This is a genomic window from Paenarthrobacter sp. NPDC056912 (assembly GCF_042786555.1).
Lineage (GTDB): Bacteria > Actinomycetota > Actinomycetes > Actinomycetales > Micrococcaceae > Arthrobacter.
Genome location: NZ_JBHUCD010000003.1, coordinates 87966 through 106192 on the forward strand (window position 1 = coordinate 87966; position 18227 = coordinate 106192).

Consider the following 18227-nt stretch of genomic DNA (forward strand, 5'->3'; position numbering starts at 1 on the left):
ATGTACGCATGCCGCTGGATAATCGTGACGGAGATCATGGAATGACGGAGATCAATACCGACGTCCTGGTGGTGGGGGCTGGATTGTCGGGGTTGGTCGCTGCAGCCACGGCATTCGCCGCCGGAAAGCGTGTGGCCGTGGTGGACCAAGAGCCCGCCGCATCGGTGGGAGGACAGGCCCACTGGTCCTTTGGCGGTCTCTTCATGGTCAACACGCCGGAGCAACGACGCCTTGGCGTCAAAGACAACGCAGAACTCGCGTTGTCGGACTGGCTGGCTTCGGCGGCCTTCGACCGACCCGGGGATTCAACGGCCCGGAGCTGGGCCGAGTCCTACGTAAACTTCGCCGCGGGCGAGAAACGTGCGTGGCTGAAGAGCCTTGGCGTGGGCATCTTCCCACTGGTGCAGTGGGCAGAACGAGGCGGGTATGGTCCACAAGGACACGGCAACACAGTCCCCCGCTTCCATGTCACGTGGGGAACCGGTCCTGCTCTGGTCAGGCCGTTCCTGGCGAAGGTGCAGGAGGGCGTTGAATCCGGCCGGGTAACCCTGCACTTCCGGCACCGGGCGTCGGGACTTACCACTTTGGCCGGCCGTGTCACCGGTGTTTCAGGCGAAGTTCTCGAACCGTCGACGGCGGTGCGCGGCCAGGCCACTTCAAGGGTCGCCGTCGGAAGTTTCCAAGCCAATGCGGGAGCCGTCGTGGTGACGACAGGCGGCATCGGCGGCAACCACGAGACTGTTCGCCGTCAATGGCCGGGAGGATTCGCCCCCAACGACATGCTCAGCGGCGTGCCTGCTTCTGTGGATGGCGACTTCCTGCAGGCAGTCCAATCAGTGGGCGCAGCCCTGGTCAATGGGGACCGCATGTGGCATTACCCGGAAGGAATCCGCAACTACGATCCCGTGTGGCCTAAGCACGGCATCCGCATTCTCCCCGGGCCATCGTCGCTCTGGCTCGATGCCACCGGCCACCAGCTGCCAGCTCCGTTGTTCCCCGGTTTCGATTCCCTGGGCGCCCTCCGGCACATCGTGGCAACAGGCCACGGATATTCATGGTTTGTCTTGAACCGGACCATCGCGCTCAAGGAGCTCGCCCTTTCCGGATCCGAACAGAACCCCGACCTCACCGGGAAGGACGTGCCCCTCCTGCTCTCCCGGCTGAAACCGGGAACTGACACGCCCATCCAACGCTTCATGGACAAAGGGGTGGACTTCATTCAAGCATCCTCACCCACTGATCTTGCCTCGAAGATGAACGGATTGACGGGTCATCACCTGATCGACGCTGAATCCTTGAACTCCCTGATCCGAGCCCGTGACCTTCAAGTGGCCAGCGGTTTCGGCAAGGACGCTCAGCTCGCGGCCATCCGGGCCGCGCGTCGCTTTGCCACTGACAAATTGATGAGGGTCGCTCCCCCTCACCGACTGACGGACCCCGCTCACGGGCCGCTGATGGCCATCAGGCTCTCGGTACTGACGAGGAAGAGCCTGGGCGGACTTCAAACGGATCTGGCTTCCCGCGTCCTGGACAGGGAAGGACTGGCCATTCCCGGTCTGTTCGCAGCAGGAGAAGCAGCCGGTTTCGGGGGCGGTGGCGTCCACGGGTATCGGGCTTTGGAAGGCACCTTTTTGGGCGGATGCCTCCTTACCGGACGAACCGCAGGTAAACACGCCGCTTCCAGTGTCTAAGCTAAAGCCATGGACTGGTCAGCTGACATCCTGGGGACAGACTTCCAATCCTGTGGCATTGATGCCGCTGGATCTGATGGCGTAGTGCGTCAGGCCACTCTGATCAGGCACCGGACGGCGCGCGACCAGGGCACGGACGCTCCTCCAACCCCCACGGAGCGGAACGGTGCCGTGTTGTTCCTGCATGGTTGGAGCGACTACTTCTTCAACGCAGAACTGGCCACTTTTTGGACCGGGCTCGGCTACGACTTCTATGCCTTGGACATGCACAATCACGGCAGGAGCCTGCAATCCGGCACACCGGGTGGCTATGTGGCGAACCTGGCTGACTACGATGCGGAAATCAATCGGGCCCTTGAAGTCATCCACCACGATCGTGCTGCCCCTCCGGCGGTGACCATGACACTGATGGGTCATTCCACTGGAGGCTTGGTGGCAGCCCTGTGGGCGGCCCGGCATCCAGGCAAAGTGGACTTCCTGGTCCTGGACAGCCCCTGGTTGGAAATGCATGGCAGTTCACTGGTCCGACGCGCGGCCCATGCCATGGTGGCGCCCATCGCCAAGGTCCGCCCGGAGACCGTCCTCAGGTTGCCCGAACGAGGCTTCTATTTCCGAAGCATCAGCAGCACCGCGGAAGGTGAGTGGCTACTGGATGAGAAGTACCGCCCTCCGCTGGCGTTCCCCGTCAGGGCTGGTTGGCTGAGCGCAGTGTTCGCTGGCCATTCGCAGGTTGCCCGGGGGCTGGGACTGGACATACCCGTCCTGGTTTTGACGTCCTCCGCCAGTGCAAACGGGATGGCGTGGCAGGAGTCCATGCGGCGCTCTGACGCAGTGCTCGACGTTGGCGTCATTGCCCTGCGAGCCATGGCGTTGGGGCGAACAGTAACCTTGGAGCGCATCGACGGCGGCCTGCACGATGTCTTCCTTTCTGCACCCGATGTACGGCAGGACGCCTATTCGCGGCTGGCCCGATGGGTTCACGGGTACATGCAAGCCACCATGCCGGCGCACCGGCGGGAAGGAGACACATGACCACCACTGAGGAATCGTTATCGCTGTGGCAACCAGACATTCTTGGCCACGGCTATGAGTGCATGGACCTCCCGCTAAAAGCCGACGACGAGGGGCCTGTCAAAGCAACGCTGGTCCGTCATGCACCACCCGTTCACCTTCCGCCGCCACAAGGCATCCTGGACTTCTTGACGTCCTTCACCAAACGCAGGCGTCGCGCTACGCCCGCGGATCCTGGCGGGGCTCCCAGGGTTGTGCTCTATTTGCACGGTTGGGCGGATTACTTCCTCCAAACCGAGTTGGCGGAGTACCTTACGGCGTCGGGCTTCCAGTTCTATGCCTTGGACCTCCGGAAGTTCGGGCGCAGCCTGTTGCCGGGGCAGACTCCCGGCTACACCACGGACCTCACCGTTTACGACGAAGACCTTGCGGCAGCATTGCTGGCAATCGAACGCGACGTGGCCTCCCGGACCGGCAACTCCACGCCACCCACGGTCCACATGATCGGACATTCTTTGGGTGGCCTCATCGCCGCCCTGTGGGCCGATCGCCATCCGGGCAGGATCGGAACTTTGGTTCTGAACTCACCCTGGCTGGAACTTCAGGGCAGCAGTCTGGTCCGCAGCATTGCCATGCATCTGGTAGAGCCATTTGCCCGGACTGACCCGAAACGCCCCTTCAGGTTTCCCGAGATGCCCGCTTACTGGGAAAGTGTCAGCATCGAAGCCCATGGAGAATGGATGCTCGACCCCGTATGGCGCCCCCGGACTTCGTTCCCCATCCGGGCTGGTTGGACGAAGGCCGTCCTGGCGGGCCACGCTGCAGTGGAGCGCAAACTCAACATCGATGCACCGGTCCTGGTTCTCCTGTCAGGCCGCACGAGGATCCAAGCGGAGTGGACAGCGGACCTTATGCGCGCCGATGCGGTCATCGACGTTGAGGAAACGTCGCGTCGGGCGTTGGGGCTGGCGAGGCGCACTGCTGTTTTCCGATACCCCGGCGCCCTCCACGATGTCTTTCTTTCACGACGCACCGTACGCCAGCAGGCATATCGCGACGTGGCCGTCTGGCTTGCCGCCTACCCCTATTGAGTTAGCCCGGGCGTGCTACTTACCTGTAGGAGCAGCGTCCACGGCGCCGCCGTACCGGCGGTCACGCTGGGCGTAGATTTCGACGGCGTCCCAAAGGGTTCGCCTGTCGACGTCGGGCCATAAGGTGTCCATGAACACAAACTCGGCGTAGGCAGACTGCCACAGGAGAAAGTTGGAGAGCCGCTGCTCCCCCGAACTACGCAGGAAGAGGTCAACGTCCGGAAGGTCGGGCTCGTCCAGGTATTTCTGGATCGTCTTCTCGGACACCGAGCCGGGCTTGAGCCGGCCGGCGGCAACGTCATGGGCTATCGCGGACACGGCATCCGCAATTTCAGCGCGGCCACCGTAGTTAACACACATGGTCAAAGTGCAGGTGTCATTGGCGCGGGTGTATTCCTCGGCCTCTTCCAGCTCCTTGATGACCGAGCCCCACAAACGTGGCCTGCGGCCGGCCCAGCGGATGCGGACTCCCCATTCGTCGAGCTGGTTGCGTTGCCTTCGTAGTACATCCTTGTTAAAACCCATGAGAAAGCGGACTTCCTCTGGTGACCGCCGCCAATTCTCGGTGGAAAAGGCGTAGACGCTGACATACTTGATTCCGAGTTCGATGGCCCCCGCCATCACATCCAGCAACGCCGGCTCTCCCGCCTTGTGGCCTTCGATGCGCGGCAGGCCACGCTGATTCGCCCAGCGCCCGTTGCCGTCCATGACGATCGCCACATGTTGCGGGATGAACTCACTTGGAATGGTCGGCGGCACCGCCCCGGAGGGGTGTCCGTAAGGCGGCACCACGGGAGCCGTCCTTGCCGCGGTTGTCTTACCCTTTTTTCCAAGTACCACTGTCAGCTTCGCTCCACGTGTTTGAGTGATTTCAAGGCCCGTTCCAAATGCCATTGCAGGAAACTGGCCACGAGTCCCGCCGCTTCACGCCGATGCCGCGGGTCCGAATCGTCAGCCACAGCCCAATTACCCGTCAACAGGGCGCCGAGCAGCACAACAGTCTCCGGTGCCGGCGCCGGCGACCCTGGTGGCCTGCAGTCTCCACAGATCATTCCGCCCAATGGCGCAGCGAAAGCTGTATGCGGACCCGGACGGCCGCAGCGGGCGCAGTCGGTGAAACTCGGTGCCCAACCGCCTGTGGCCAGTGCGCGCAATAAATACGAATCGAGGATGAGCTCGGGAGGATGGTCGGACCGGCTCAGGGCTGCCAAAGCTCCAACCAGCAGGTTGTATTGGGCGGTCCCCGATTCGGCGTCAGCGTCCGTAAGCTTCTCGGCGGTTTCGGTCATGGCCGCGGCCACCGTGAACCGCCCGTAGTCCGCAGCAATACTGCTGCCGTAGGCGCCCTTCGCAACAGCCTGTGTCACGATGTCCAGCGTGCGGCCTGAAACGAGTTGCAGATCCGCCACCATGAATGGTTCGAGGCGGGCGCCAAATCGACTGCTGGTTCGACGAACTCCCTTGGCCACGGCCCGAACCTGACCGTGGTGCTTGGTCAACAAGGTGATGATGCGGTCCGCCTCGCCCAGCTTGTGGGTGCGGAGCACGACGGCATCGTCCCTGTAGGACCGTGCTGCAAACGACGGATTGGCCACAACTAATCTTCCCACTATGCCTGCGGTGGACGGGACCGCCGGACCGTGTGGTGACGGATTTTCCCGTCACCACACGGACAGGCCCTAGGCCTGGGCGTCCCGGACGGCCCGGTTGACGGCAGAGATCAAGGCCTTGAGGGACGATGTGGTGGTGCTGGGGTCAATCCCCACGCCCCACAAGACGCGCTCTCCAACCGCACATTCAACATAGGCAGCCGCGCTGGCACTGCCGCCCTCGGACAGGGCATGTTCGCTGTAGTCGAGTACGCGGACGTCGACGCCGTCGTGGTGCAGGATATCCAGAAGTGCGGCAATGGGCCCATTGCCGTGTCCGGTCCTGCGCACTTCCACGCCGTCGATCCGGAGATTCGCATTCATGGTCATGGCTCCGGACTCGTCGGTCTCGGTGCTCACACTGCCCAGCGTGTAGCGGCCCCATTGAGCCTGCTCTTCGTCGGAGGGCAAGTACTCGTCCTGGAAGATCTGCCAGAGCTGCGAGCCGCTGACCTCGCCACCCACTGCGTCCGTGCGGCGCTGGATGACGCCGGAGAACTCAATCTGGGCCCTGCGGGGGAGATCTAGGTTGTGCTCGTTCTTCAGCAGATAGGCCACGCCGCCCTTACCGGACTGCGAATTTACGCGGATCACAGCTTCGTAGCTCCGACCCAGGTCCTTGGGGTCGATGGGCAGGTACGGAACCTGCCACTGGAAGTCGTCCACTGACTTACCTGCAGCGGCCGCATCCTTCTCGAGCGCCTCGAAGCCCTTCTTGATTGCGTCCTGGTGCGATCCGGAGAAGGCCGTGAAGACGAGGTCGCCACCATAGGGCGAACGCTCCGGGACCGGCAGCTGGTTGCAGTACTCCACGGTGCGCCGGACTTCATCAATATCCGAGAAATCAATCATTGGGTCAACGCCCTGCACGAACATGTTCAGGCCCAGCGTGACGAGGTCGACGTTGCCGGTACGCTCGCCGTTGCCGAAGAGGCAGCCTTCGATCCTGTCAGCGCCGGCCAAGTAGCCGAGCTCAGCGGCGGCAACGCCTGTCCCGCGGTCGTTGTGCGGGTGCAGGGAAATGATGATGCCCTCGCGCGGGTGCAGGTTACGGTGCATCCACTCGATCGAGTCGGCGTACACGTTCGGTGTTGCCATCTCGACGGTGGCCGGCAAATTGATGATGACTTGCTTGTCAGCGGAAGCCTCGAAAACATCGGCAATGGCGTTGCAGACACGGGCCGCGTACTCGAGTTCGGTGCCCGTGAAGGACTCGGGCGAGTATTCGTACGTGATGTGGGTGTCTGCCAAGGTTTCTTCGTACTTCTTGCACAGTCGGGCACCCTGCAAAGCGATATCCAGGATGCCGTCTTCGTCCTGGTTGAAAACGACACGGCGCTGCAGGACCGAGGTGGAGTTGTAGAGGTGCACGATGGCCTGCTTGGCACCCACCAGGGACTCGTAGGTCCTCTCGATCAGGTGTTCGCGGGCCTGCGTCAGAACCTGGATGCTGACATCGTCCGGAATGTGGCCGCCCTCAATGAGTTGACGGACGAAGTCGAAGTCAGTCTGCGACGCCGAAGGGAAGCCGACCTCAATTTCCTTGTAGCCCATCTTGACGAGCAGCTGGAACATCTTGAGTTTTCGCGCCGGACTCATCGGATCGATCAGCGCCTGGTTGCCATCTCGAAGGTCCACGGCGCACCAGCGAGGTGCTTTGGTGATGACCTTGTCCGGCCAAGTGCGGTCCGGGACGTCGACGGTGATCAGGTCCTGGAACGGCAGGTAGCGGTGAATCGGCATACCGGAGGGCTTTTGTGCATTACGCATGACGTGTGGCCTTTTCTCTAAGAACTAAGTGAAAGCTTAGCCGGACACAACGGAACTCCGCGGCGAGGATGGCCCAGCTTCAGATAGCTTTCAGGCCTCGCCGCGGCAGCTAAGAAGAAGCATCGCCGTACGCACAAATTCACAGTAACACGATGCGTATGATGACAGTGCAACACCTCATGCAACGTCCACTATGCAGACGCCGCGACGGTGGCAACGCCGGCTGCAGTGTCCACACAAGGAGCCACAGTGCCACAGTCGGGGATCACTCTTTCCAATATCGATCACAGCGTCCGGCCCCAGGACGACCTCTACCAACACGTCAACGGCGCTTGGCTCAACAGCACTACGATTCCTGACGACAGGCCATTGGAAGGCACATTTACTGCGCTGCGTGATGGCGCGGAGCTGGCCGTCAGGGCGATCATCGAAGAGGCCGCCGACAAGGGTGGGGCCGCGACCGGCATCGAACAGAAAGTTGGCGGGCTGTACGCCAGCTTCATGAACGAGGCCGCAGCCGAAGCGAAGGGGCTGGAACCCGTGCGGGAACGCCTCGAGCAGGTCCGTTCAGTCGAATCCGCCGACGAGTTGGCCGCCCTGATAGGACGCCTGTTTCGTTCCGATGTCTCCGGCCTCTTCTCAATCTATCCGGCGCCGGATGCGGGCAACCCGGAACGTATCCTCCTGTATATCGGCCAAGGCGGCTTGGGACTGCCGGACGAATCCTATTATCGGGACGAGAAATTCTCCCCGATTGTGGCCGCCTACGGCGAGTACATTGCCAAGCTGTTGAGCCTCGCCGGAATCGCCGATGCACAAGGTGCCGCTGACCGTATCGTCGCTCTCGAGACTGCCCTGGCATCGCACCATTGGGACAACGTGACCCTCCGTGATCCGCAAAAGACCTACAACCTCAAGACCGCCGACGAAGCCGCTGCCCTTTTCCCGTTGCTGGACACTTGGTTTGAAGCTGCCCGTGTCGATTCCGCCAAACGTTCCGAAATTGTGGTCAGCACTCCGGACTTCTTCTCCGGCGCCGCAGGCCTGTTGGTCTCTGAGCCCTTGGGCACCTGGAAAGAATGGCTGACACTCCGAGTCCTCAGCTCCGCAGCCCCCTATCTGTCGTCCGAGTTCGTGGAAACCAACTTTGACTTTTACGGCACCACCCTGAGCGGTACACCCCGGAATAAAGAACGTTGGAAGCGTGGAGTGGCAGTGGTTGAGGCTGCACTCGGTGAAGCTGTCGGGCAGATCTATGTTGAACGCCACTTTCCCGCTGGCCACAAGGCCAGAATGGAAACCTTGGTGGCCAACTTGATCGAGTCATACCGTGACAGCATCGCTTCCCTGGAGTGGATGGGCGAGGCCACGAAGGCGGAGGCACTCAAGAAGCTGGAGGCATTCCGTCCCAAGATCGGGTTCCCCGAAAAATGGATCGACTACTCCGCCGTCACCCTTGATCCCGAAGACCTCCTCGGCAACGTGGAACGGGCCCACGACGCCGACGTCGACCGGCACCTTGACGAGATCGGCAAGCCGGTTGATCTGGATAAGTGGCTCATGACACCGCAAACGGTGAACGCCTACTACCACCCTATGCTCAATGAGATCGTTTTCCCTGCGGCCATCCTTCAGCCGCCCTTCTTCAACGCAGACGCCGACGATGCCGTGAATTACGGTGGAATTGGAGCCGTGATCGGGCACGAGATCGGCCACGGATTCGATGACCAAGGATCCCAGTTCGACGGAAGTGGAGCACTGCGGAACTGGTGGTCGGATGATGACCGCACTGCTTTTGAGTCCCGCACCTCAAAGTTGGTGGCTCAATACGATGCCCTGTCCCCCTACGCTGCGCCTGATCACAACGTGAACGGAAAATTGACCCTGGGCGAGAATATCGGCGACCTCGGCGGCCTGACGATTGCCTACAAGGCATATCTTCTCAGCCTCAAAGGCTCCGAGCCTGAGGTCATCGACGGCTTCACGGGACAACAGCGTTTCTTCATGTCATGGGCGGCAGGCTGGCGTCAGGTGATCCGGGCCGAAGAAGCAGTTCGACGCCTCGCCACCGACCCCCACTCCCCCAACGAGTTCCGCACCAACGCCATTGCCCGAAACCTCGATGCCTTCCACCAAGCGTTCACTGTGACGGACACTGATGGTATGTGGATGGAGCCTGAGGAACGCGTGAGCATCTGGTAGGTCCAGCGAAAGGCGAAGGCCGGGCCCGGTTCAATGAACTGGTCCCGGCCTTCAGCTTTGCCTGAATGGGCCATACGCCCAAGCGCTACTGAGTGATGTAGAGCGGATTCACCTGCTGGCACACGGCATCGTTCGCCGTCTGGTTGACAACATCGGAAGGCACGGAGGCTGCCCCGTACGCTGTCCCGGTTCCGAAATCCGTACCCATGTAAAGCTGCACTCCTGCAACTCCCGGCGCCTCTTGGACCTGGGCTGCCGGGATGCCAAACAGCGTAGCTACGTCAGCCGCCACGTCCGCGAAGCCAGAACCGTAATACACCACCGTCTGATCCACGGGATTCGCCAAATACGACACAGACTGGGCAAATCCGTTACCCGTGAGCACGGCCATGATTTCCTGGGCCCTGGTGCCGACTCCGGTGCCGTTGGCCACCGCCACCGGTTGGATCGCTTTGTTGTATGCCGGGACAGCCGGGGTTGTCGGTGTGGGCTGCGCGGAAGGGCTCTCGGTGGCGGCAGGGCTAGATGTTGCACCGGGCGTAGTGAGATCCAGGTCCGCACGGAGTGCTGAGAAAAGCTGCGAGGCCTGGGGCTCTACGAGCTCGAGCCTGTTTGGATCAACGGCCGCCGGTTGGGTGGGCACCGCAACAAAGGCAACTTTGGAGACGTCGATGTCCTTCAGCCGGCCACCAATTGTCAGCAATGACGGTACGGAAGCCAGGCCTTCGTCAACGGTAAGGTTCTGCGTCACCACGTCTGCGATCTGCAGAAGCCTTTGCGGGTTGCCCAGCGTGCCATCGGCCTTGAGTTTGCGTGTCAATGATGAGAGGAAAGCTTGTTGTCCCTTGATGCGGCCGAGGTCTCCGCCATCCCCGAAGGCATGCCTTGTCCGGAGGAACGACAACGCCTGTTCACCTTCCACAAGCGAGTTGCCCTTTGCCAGGCGAAGGCCTGAGTCAGGATCGAAAACAGGGTCACTCACACAGACATCAACTCCGCCCACAGCCTTGGAAAGTTCCTTGACGGCGTTAAAGTCCGCCATCATGAAGTGATCGATTTCCAACCCGGTGAGTTTGTTGATGGTGTCCACTGCGCAACCGATGCCAGCCTCTGCCATGGCCTCGTTGATCATGGCTCCGCTCCGCGCCTGGAACGTTTGGTTGTTGGTGTGGTCAGTGCACTGTGGCACGTCAACCAGCAGGTCGCGAGGGAAACTCATGACGCTGACGCGTTTGTTGTCCGCGGAGATATCCAACAGCATCATGACGTCCGAGTGGCCGTAGCCGGTGGAGTCCTCGCTGCTGCCGTACTGCGCGTTCTTACCGTCACGGGTGTCAGAGCCAAGAATGAGGATTTGAAGGCGATCGGATTTGTCGTTGACGACTGCGTCACCGGTATCGCGGGTTTCCCCAGCGCTCAACGGTGCCTTGGTGATGTTGGACTGCAGCCGGACAAACCAAAAGGCGGCGAAAGCAAAGCCGGCAACCAGTGCCACGGAAACGACGCCGGTTACGATCTTCAACCAGAGCGGAAGTCCCTTGGGCACTTTCATGTGGCGGGGGGTGCCCTCGGCATCCTCTCCATGGCGTCCCGCAACGGGGCCAGCGGTGCCGGTGCCCTGCGGGCGGGCGTCACGACGTCGCACTATTCGGTTTACCTTTCCTCAAACACGTGGATCTCCGCCATCATAGTTGTCGATTCTGAGAAGTTCCTTATCGAACCGAAGCCACGCCGGACGCAATAGCGCCGATCAGAAGCCGAGCTTGACCAATTGCTTGGGATCCCTCTGCCAATCCTTGGCCACCTTGACGTGGAGATCGAGGTAAATTCTCGTTCCAAGCAGCGTTTCAATGCCCTTACGCGCGTTGGTACCAACCTCGCGCAACCGGCTGCCGCCCTTACCGATGATGATGGCCTTCTGCGAGGGGCGTTCGACGTAGAGGTTGACCCGAACATCAAGAAGCGGGTTGTCCTCGGTCCGGCCTTCGCGGGGGACGATCTCTTCCACTACTACGGCCAGTGAGTGCGGGAGCTCGTCCCTGACGCCTTCAAGGGCGGCCTCGCGGATAAGCTCCGCAATCATGACAGCCTCGGGCTCGTCTGTCAGCTCGCCGTCGGGGTACAACGGCGGCGAGGACGGCATGTGGCCGATCAAGACATCTGCAACAGTGCTGACCTGGAAACCGTCGGCCGCAGAAACCGGCACGATGTCCGCCCAGCCCTGCTCACCCAGGACCTCACGTCCCAAGACCGCTACCGCGAGCAGTTGCTCGGTCAACGCCTGACGGTCCACGAGGTCCGTTTTGGTCACGAGCGCCACGATGGGCTTCCGGCCTACTGCCGCCAGCTGAGCGGCAATGTATTTGTCACCCGGGCCGATTTTTTCGTTGGCAGGCAGGCAGAATCCGATGGCATCGACTTCTGCGAGCGTGTCGGCGACCAGTTCGTTCAATCGCTTTCCAAGCAAAGTACGTGGCCTGTGCAGCCCAGGGGTGTCCACAAGGATCAACTGGGCGTCATCGCGGTGGACGATGCCCCGGATCGTGTGCCGCGTGGTTTGCGGTTTGGCCGAGGTGATCGCGACTTTTTGGCCGACCAAGGCGTTGGTCAGCGTGGATTTGCCCGCATTCGGCCGGCCCACCAACACCGAGAAGCCTGCGTGGAAGCCGCCGAAGTCGTCATCGGCATCGAATTTCTTATTTTGCTTGCTCACGTGGAACTCCCTGTTGCGTTGAGTCGGCCTCATCAAGAAGGCCTTCAAAGTCAGTGTCTTCCTTTGGCATGGCTGCCGCAATGATGTGGCTGACCCTGTTTCGGCGACCCTCCAGCCTATCTGCCCTGAGCGACACCCCGTTCACTTCAACGGAGCTGCCAACGATGGGTACCTGGCCAAGGGCCTTCGCCAGGAGGCCGCCCACGGTGTCAACCTCGTCGTCGTCGAGGTCGATATCGAACAGCTCCCCCAAATCATCGATGCTCATCCGGGCGCTCACCCGGTAGGTACCGTCACCGAGGTCTACGGCTTCTTCTGCGGCGGCGTCGTACTCGTCCACGATTTCACCCACGATTTCCTCGATGAGATCCTCCAGCGTGACCAATCCCGCAGTCCCGCCGTACTCATCGATGACAATTGCAACGTGCGTGGACTCCTGCTGAAGCTCCCTCAGAAGATCGCTCACGAGTTTCGATTCAGGGACGTAGCGGACATCGCGGGCGAGCGAGTCGACATCATGTGGCTGGAGGCCGGCCTCGCCGCCGCGATGCATGGCAGCTGCAACATCCTTGAGGTAAAGAATGCCGCGGATCTGATCCGTGTTTTCGCCAATAACGGGAATTCTTGAATAGCCGGAACGAAGGAAGAGCCCCATGGCTGTTTCGAGGTCCGAGCCGGTGCCGATGCTGACGATGTCCGTGCGGGGCACCATGACGGAACGAACCAAGGTGTCCCCGAAGTCAAAGACCGAGTGGATGAGTTCAGCCTCATTGTCTTCGATCATGTCCGACTCTGCGGCGCGATCCACGAATTCACGGAACTCTTCTTCGCTGACAAAGGCGTCGTCACCACCCGGAGCCCCGGGGGCAACAGCCTGGCCGAGAGCTACCAACCAGCCGGGAATCGGGCCGAGTATCCAGCACAAGAACCTGATCAGCGGCGCTGTGAATCGCACTACGGGGCCTGAGTGTGCGCGTCCCAGTTGCCGGGGCGAAACGCCCACCAGCACGAAGCCGATCACGGCCATGATACCAGTGGCCGCCAATCCTGCCAGCCACACGTTGTCCAACAAGCTGTGCAGAACCACCGCGACGGCCACCGCGGCTGCCATCTCGAACCACACGCGCCAAAAGCGCAGGGCGCGCATGTGTGCGGTGGGATTTTTGAGGATGCTGCCCAAGGCCTTGCCTTTGCCCCGGCCAATCGATTGTTCGGCCTCGTGCCGGGGCAGGAAATTGAAAGCGGCCTCGGCTGCGGTGAGCAATGCGACGAAGCTGAGGAAGACCAGGGCCATCCCGACAAGGATGATCGAGGTCACTGCATGGTCTCCATGGGGGCGTCCTTGCCCAGGAATTCAGACAGCAGTTCCCGCTGCAAACCGAACATTTCTTCCTTCTCCTCCGGCTCGGCATGATCGAAGCCAAGCAGGTGGAGGATGCCGTGGGTCGTCAACAGCAGCATTTCGTCCTGGGTGGGGTGTCCGGCGTTTCGTGCCTGAACCTCAGCCACCTGGGGGCAGATCGCTATATCTCCCAGCATTCCTTGCGGAGTTGGTTTGTCGGGAGTGCCCGGGGAGAGTTCATCCATGGGCACGGAGAGGACGTCAGTAGCCCCGGGCTCGTCCATCAGCTCAATGTGGAGCTTCTCCATGGCGGGTTCATCCACCAGGAGAATAGACAGCTCGGCCTGGGGGTGGATGTACAAACGCTCGAAGATGAAGCGTGACAACGTCACTAACTGGGCTTCGTCCACCGCCACGCCGGACTCGTTGTTGACTTCAATGCTCATTTTCGTTCTCCACGTTTGTGCTGTGCGGCTGTGTCGGTGCGATGTGCGTCATCCCAGTTGCTGTAGGCGGAAACAATATCGGCCACGAGCCGATGCCTCACGACGTCTGCGGCGTCAAGGATCGAGAAGTTGACGTCATCTATTCCGTTCAGGATTTCCCGGACAATCCTCAGCCCGGACGTGGCGCCGAACGGCAGGTCGATCTGCGTTACGTCGCCTGTGACCACCATCTTCGAGCCGAATCCGAGGCGGGTGAGGAACATCTTCATCTGTTCCGGTGTGGTGTTCTGCGCTTCGTCAAGAATGATGAAGGCATCGTTCAGCGTGCGCCCGCGCATGTAAGCCAACGGGGCGACTTCGATGGTTCCTGCAGCCATAAGCCGCGGGATTGATTCCGGATCCATCATGTCGTGCAAAGCGTCGTAGAGGGGCCGGAGGTAGGGATCGATTTTGTCGCTCAGGGTGCCCGGAAGGAAGCCCAGCCGCTCCCCCGCCTCGACGGCCGGCCTCGTCAAAATGATCCGGCTGACTTCCTTCAGCTGAAGAGCCTGGACGGCTTTCGCCATGGCAAGGTAGGTCTTTCCGGTACCCGCGGGGCCGATGCCGAAAATCACCGTATTGGCGTCGATGGCATCCACATAGTTCTTCTGGTTCAGCGTCTTGGGCCGGATGGTGCGCCCCCTGCTGGACAGAATGTTGTGCGTCAGGACGTCGGCAGGGTTTTGGACAGACTGTGTCCTCAGCAGCGATACGAGTTGCTTGAGGATATCCGGCGTCACCACCGTGCCCTTGGCCACGATCCCACGCACTTCCTCAAGAAGGCGCATGATACGGGGAATGACCGTAGAGGGGCCGGTCATGGAGAGCTCGTTGCCCCGCACATGGAAGTTCACGTCGGGAAACTGTTCCTCGATGTACCGCAAGGCTTCGTCGTGGCTGCCCAGTGAGTGAACCATCTGGTCGGAGTTGTCGAACGTAACAATTTCCGTGCGCGTGCCCGGTAAAGTGTGCGGGAACTCGGTGGGCGCCGGGTTGCCGTTTCCGGTCCTCAGCCGCCCGTTCAAAGATTCACTCATAGTGCTGGCCGTTCGGCCTGTTCTCCTCCGGTTGATTCACGTTAGCCGTCGATTCCTGATAAGCCGCCGCCTGCGCACCGGTCCTTATGCGGGAATGTCTCCAATCCTACGCCAGCATGCCGTCGGCGGACCTCCTGCGGCTGACCGTGCAGGCGTTCCCCTGATTGTCGACTTTTTGTCTCAACTCGGCATCAAGCCGGTATCAATCATGTTTCAGTTGGCGCCCTTCCCCGCAATCCCGGCCGAGCGCCGTCGACGGTGTGCCAAGCTGGCATAGCGAGTGGAAACAGCACCACCTAGAACAGGTCAGGCGGCTACAGCTGCCAAAGATGCACAGCAAGGCGGGAACCCCCATCACGACGTCAGCACGCAACGGGAATAGCGCGCGCAAGCGGACAAAGTCCGCCATTGCCGCGCCCGCGATGCTCGCTGTGCTCCTGCTGACCGGTTGCATCGCCAATGGCGGCGGCAGCCAGGTGGCTTCCAGTTCACCGGCCGTTACCCTCCAGGAGGCTCCGGCCAGCAATGCGCCTTTGGAAACCACACAGGCCTCCACCAAGATTCCCGTCTACTGGATCGGCCGGAGCAAGGAAGAGGTCTACCTCTACCGCGAGTTCAGGGACATTCCCGGAGACGGAAATCCCGTCACCACAGCACTGCGGATCATGATGGCCGAGAAGCCCTTGGACCACGATTTCTTCACGCCGTGGCAGGATCCGGGCAGCCTCGCCACCTCTATCTCCGGCAAGAACGTCATCACCGTTGATATTTCCCGTGACGCCTTCAACTCCAACCTCGACGCCGGGATGGCACAGCGGGCGGTACAGCAGTTGGTGTACACAGCCACGGCGGCGGCCTCGTCCTCGGGGCTCATCAACTCCGGCCAGCAGATCCAGGTAGTGATCCTGGTTGACGGCCATAAGGACTACATGGCTTTCGGGCAGGTGAAACTCGGCGAACCCATGGCACGTGATGCTTCGCTGGTGGCACCCCTGTGGATCATCGATCCACAGGAAGAGACCTCACTACCTCCGGGTTTGGTGAAATTCAACGGCCGAAGCACGGATAGCTCCAAACCCATCAGCTGGCAACTCCTGCAGGACAACGGCAAGGGTGACAAGTCGAGCCTGCTGACGGGCCAGGCAAAGGCCGCTGGCGAACCCGGGCAGTACGGGCTCTTCACGTTCAGCGCCACGCTGAAGGCCGGCAAGTACGAGCTTCGCGTGTCCCAGGTTGACGACTCCGGCAAGACCATCGAAACAAGTACCGACACCCGGTTGTTCAACGTCGGCTAGTTTGACGCGTATCGCCGCCTACCAGCGACCCAAAACGTCGCTGGCGAGAACGACGGCGGCCGGACCCGCCGTCGACGACCGCAACACGTGGTGACCCAAGAGTGCCGTCACAGCGCCGGCGTCGCTCAGGCGCGTCACTTCGCGTGGTGAGATTCCGCCCTCCGGGCCAACTATCAGGAGAACCTCGCGAGCTTCTCCGGCTTCAGCACCTTGCAGAACCTCAGACTCCTCCAAGACCTTCCGCAAGGACGTCTTGGCGTCTTCGTGCAAAATGATGGCGAGGTCAGCAGCCGCCACAGCTTGCGCCAGGGCACCGGACTCGACGATCGATCGCACTTCAGGAATCCAGGCCCGGCGTGCCTGCTTGGCAGCAGCGGTGACAACGGACTGCCATTTGGCATGTGCCTTGGCGGCGCGGTCGCCTTTCCAGCGCACGATGGAGCGTTCCGACTGCCAGGGAATCACCGCATCTATTCCCAGTTCGGTGGAGGTCTCGATGGCCAGCTCATCGCGATCGCCCTTGGCCAGGGCCTGGACCAGCACCAACCGCACGGCCGAAGGCTGTTCAAAGACTACCTCCGAGGCCGTCACGGTCAATGTACCGGGGCCGATCTCGGAAACCGTTCCGGTCAGTCGCCCACCGGCGCCGTCGGCAATGTCCACGGACTCGCCCACGGTAAGCCTCTTGACGGTCACCGCATGTCGCGCTTCGGGACCGTCGAGGACAAAGCGGGAACCGGGCTCAACCGGGGCAAGGCTGCCGGCCGGCGCGAAAAAAACGGGGTTGCTCACCGCTACAGGTTACCGAGCTTGTCCCGGAGCTTGGCGAACATGCCCCCGCTCGCCACGAGCTTCCCTTCAGTGAACTGCTCGCCGCGAAGCTTCGCCAACTGCTGCAGCAGCTCTTCCTGGGCGGGGTCGAGCTTGCTCGGAGTCTCAACATGCAAGTGGACTTTGAGGTCGCCTCGGCCGTAGCCACGGAGGTGGTTCACACCCAGGCCGCGGAGCGTAATGATCTCGCCGGACTGGGTGCCGGCCTTCACATCAATGTCCTGGGCTCCATCAAAGGTTTCCAGCTGAAGCTCGGTCCCCAAGGCTGCGGCGGTCATAGGCACGCTCAACGTGGCGTGGAGGTCATCGCCTTCACGCATGAACATGGAATCGTTGTTGACGCGGATCTCAACGTACAAGTCACCTGCGGGTCCGCCGGCAGGACCAGCCTCCCCCTGTCCGGACAACTGGATACGCGTACCGGTGGCGACACCAGCGGGAACCTTGATGGTCAGGGAACGGCGGCTGCGGATCCGGCCCTGGCCGCTGCATTCATTGCACGGATCCTTGATGACTGTGCCGAAACCCTCACAGGAGCCGCAGGGGGCGGTTGTCATGACCTGACCAAGAATGGAACGGACAGCGCGCTGGACCTGGCCGCTGCCACCACAGATGTCGCAACGTTCCGGGTGGGTGCCCGGGCGGCAGCAGCTGCCATCGCAAGTGGGGCAGACCACGGCCGTGTCCACTTCAAGCTTTTTGTTGACGCCGAAGACGGCATCTTTGAGGTCGATCCGGACGCTGATGAGGGCGTCCTGCCCACGCCGAACCCTGGAGGCCGGTCCGCCGTGGCCGCCACCGCCCCCGAAGAACGTGTCGAAGATGTCCTGGAAGGCGAACCCTTGGCCTGAATAGCCTCCGCCGAACCCGTTGTCAGTGCCGTTCTCATTGCCTGTGGCGTCGTAGACGCGGCGCTTCTGGGGGTCGGACAGCACCTCGTACGCATGGGTCACGGCCTTGAACTGCTCCGCGACATCGTCACCCGGGTTCACATCCGGGTGAAGTTTCCGCGCCAACTTGCGGTACGCCTTTTTGATCTCTTCCCCGGTGGCTTCCGGAGAGACTCCCAAAACGTCATAGTGGCTGCTCAAAGTCGGTATCTCTTCCTTG

The 18227-nt window shown here is 61.4% G+C and carries 15 protein-coding genes; 5 read left to right on the forward strand and 10 right to left on the reverse strand.

Annotated features, from left to right (window positions below; translation table 11 throughout):
- Window positions 1-8: 8 nt before the first annotated feature.
- The 3 genes from ACFRJ9_RS04450 to ACFRJ9_RS04460 are packed head-to-tail and all read left to right on the forward strand — an operon-like array spanning window position 9 to window position 3793.
- Window positions 9-1691: an FAD-binding dehydrogenase gene (locus tag ACFRJ9_RS04450; RefSeq protein WP_377664849.1), complete on the forward strand. Its 1683-nt coding sequence runs from the start codon at window positions 9-11 to the stop codon at window positions 1689-1691.
- 9 nt (window positions 1692-1700) lie between these two features.
- Window positions 1701-2723, forward strand: a complete 1023-nt coding sequence (locus tag ACFRJ9_RS04455; protein WP_377664852.1) for an alpha/beta hydrolase — start codon at window positions 1701-1703, stop codon at window positions 2721-2723.
- Window positions 2720-3793: an alpha/beta hydrolase gene (locus tag ACFRJ9_RS04460; protein WP_377664854.1), complete on the forward strand. Its 1074-nt coding sequence runs from the start codon at window positions 2720-2722 to the stop codon at window positions 3791-3793. Before ACFRJ9_RS04455 ends, ACFRJ9_RS04460 begins: the two co-directional genes overlap by 4 nt.
- A 15-nt stretch (window positions 3794-3808) precedes the next feature.
- Here ACFRJ9_RS04460 and ACFRJ9_RS04465 read toward each other — a convergent pair whose 3' ends face one another.
- The 3 genes from ACFRJ9_RS04465 to leuA all read right to left on the reverse strand — a co-directional run bounded on the left by ACFRJ9_RS04465 (window position 3809) and on the right by leuA (window position 7212).
- A complete protein-coding gene (locus tag ACFRJ9_RS04465) occupies window positions 3809-4633 on the reverse strand; it encodes an isoprenyl transferase (protein WP_377664856.1) in 825 nt (274 codons plus the stop codon).
- A gap of 2 nt (window positions 4634-4635) precedes the next feature.
- Window positions 4636-5388: a DNA repair protein RecO gene (recO, locus tag ACFRJ9_RS04470; RefSeq protein ID WP_377664858.1), complete on the reverse strand. Its 753-nt coding sequence runs from the start codon at window positions 5386-5388 to the stop codon at window positions 4636-4638.
- An 84-nt stretch (window positions 5389-5472) separates the two neighbouring features.
- On the reverse strand, window positions 5473-7212 hold the full coding sequence (gene leuA / locus ACFRJ9_RS04475) for a 2-isopropylmalate synthase (protein ID WP_377664861.1): 1740 nt from the start codon (window positions 7210-7212) through the stop codon (window positions 5473-5475).
- A 249-nt stretch (window positions 7213-7461) separates the two neighbouring features.
- Here leuA and ACFRJ9_RS04480 point away from each other — a divergent pair, with 249 nt between their 5' ends.
- The gene (locus tag ACFRJ9_RS04480; protein WP_377664863.1) at window positions 7462-9414 is read left to right on the forward strand and encodes a M13 family metallopeptidase; all 1953 of its coding nucleotides are present in this window, start codon (window positions 7462-7464) and stop codon (window positions 9412-9414) included.
- Window positions 9415-9499: 85 nt separating this feature from the next.
- Here ACFRJ9_RS04480 and ACFRJ9_RS04485 read toward each other — a convergent pair whose 3' ends face one another.
- The 5 genes from ACFRJ9_RS04485 to ACFRJ9_RS04505 form a co-directional block, all read right to left on the reverse strand.
- A complete protein-coding gene (locus ACFRJ9_RS04485; protein WP_377664865.1) occupies window positions 9500-11059 on the reverse strand; it encodes an LCP family protein in 1560 nt (519 codons plus the stop codon).
- 105 nt (window positions 11060-11164) lie between these two features.
- Entirely contained in the window at window positions 11165-12160 is a 996-nt protein-coding gene (era, locus tag ACFRJ9_RS04490) for a GTPase Era (protein WP_377664867.1), read from the reverse strand.
- Window positions 12111-13445 (reverse strand): hemolysin family protein, encoded by a 1335-nt coding sequence (locus tag ACFRJ9_RS04495; protein ID WP_377664869.1) that lies wholly within the window; start codon window positions 13443-13445, stop codon window positions 12111-12113. The genes era and ACFRJ9_RS04495 overlap by 50 nt, the downstream gene beginning before the upstream one ends.
- On the reverse strand, window positions 13442-13915 hold the full coding sequence (ybeY, locus tag ACFRJ9_RS04500) for an rRNA maturation RNase YbeY (RefSeq protein ID WP_377664871.1): 474 nt from the start codon (window positions 13913-13915) through the stop codon (window positions 13442-13444). Before ybeY ends, ACFRJ9_RS04495 begins: the two co-directional genes overlap by 4 nt.
- Window positions 13912-14991, reverse strand: coding sequence for a PhoH family protein (locus tag ACFRJ9_RS04505; RefSeq protein ID WP_377664873.1), 1080 nt, complete (start codon window positions 14989-14991; stop codon window positions 13912-13914). The genes ybeY and ACFRJ9_RS04505 overlap by 4 nt, the downstream gene beginning before the upstream one ends.
- 422 nt (window positions 14992-15413) lie before the next feature.
- On the opposite strand from ACFRJ9_RS04505, the gene ACFRJ9_RS04510 reads away from it, so the two are divergent.
- The gene (locus ACFRJ9_RS04510) at window positions 15414-16286 is read left to right on the forward strand and encodes a GerMN domain-containing protein (RefSeq protein ID WP_377665231.1); all 873 of its coding nucleotides are present in this window, start codon (window positions 15414-15416) and stop codon (window positions 16284-16286) included.
- Window positions 16287-16304: 18 nt separating this feature from the next.
- Here the strand turns inward: ACFRJ9_RS04510 and ACFRJ9_RS04515 are convergent, their stop codons facing one another.
- Together ACFRJ9_RS04515 and dnaJ are read right to left on the reverse strand one after the other, a co-directional pair.
- A complete protein-coding gene (locus ACFRJ9_RS04515; protein ID WP_377664875.1) occupies window positions 16305-17078 on the reverse strand; it encodes a 16S rRNA (uracil(1498)-N(3))-methyltransferase in 774 nt (257 codons plus the stop codon).
- 2 nt (window positions 17079-17080) lie between these two features.
- Window positions 17081-18208: a molecular chaperone DnaJ gene (gene dnaJ, locus ACFRJ9_RS04520; RefSeq protein ID WP_377664877.1), complete on the reverse strand. Its 1128-nt coding sequence runs from the start codon at window positions 18206-18208 to the stop codon at window positions 17081-17083.
- Window positions 18209-18227: the final 19 nt, after the last annotated feature.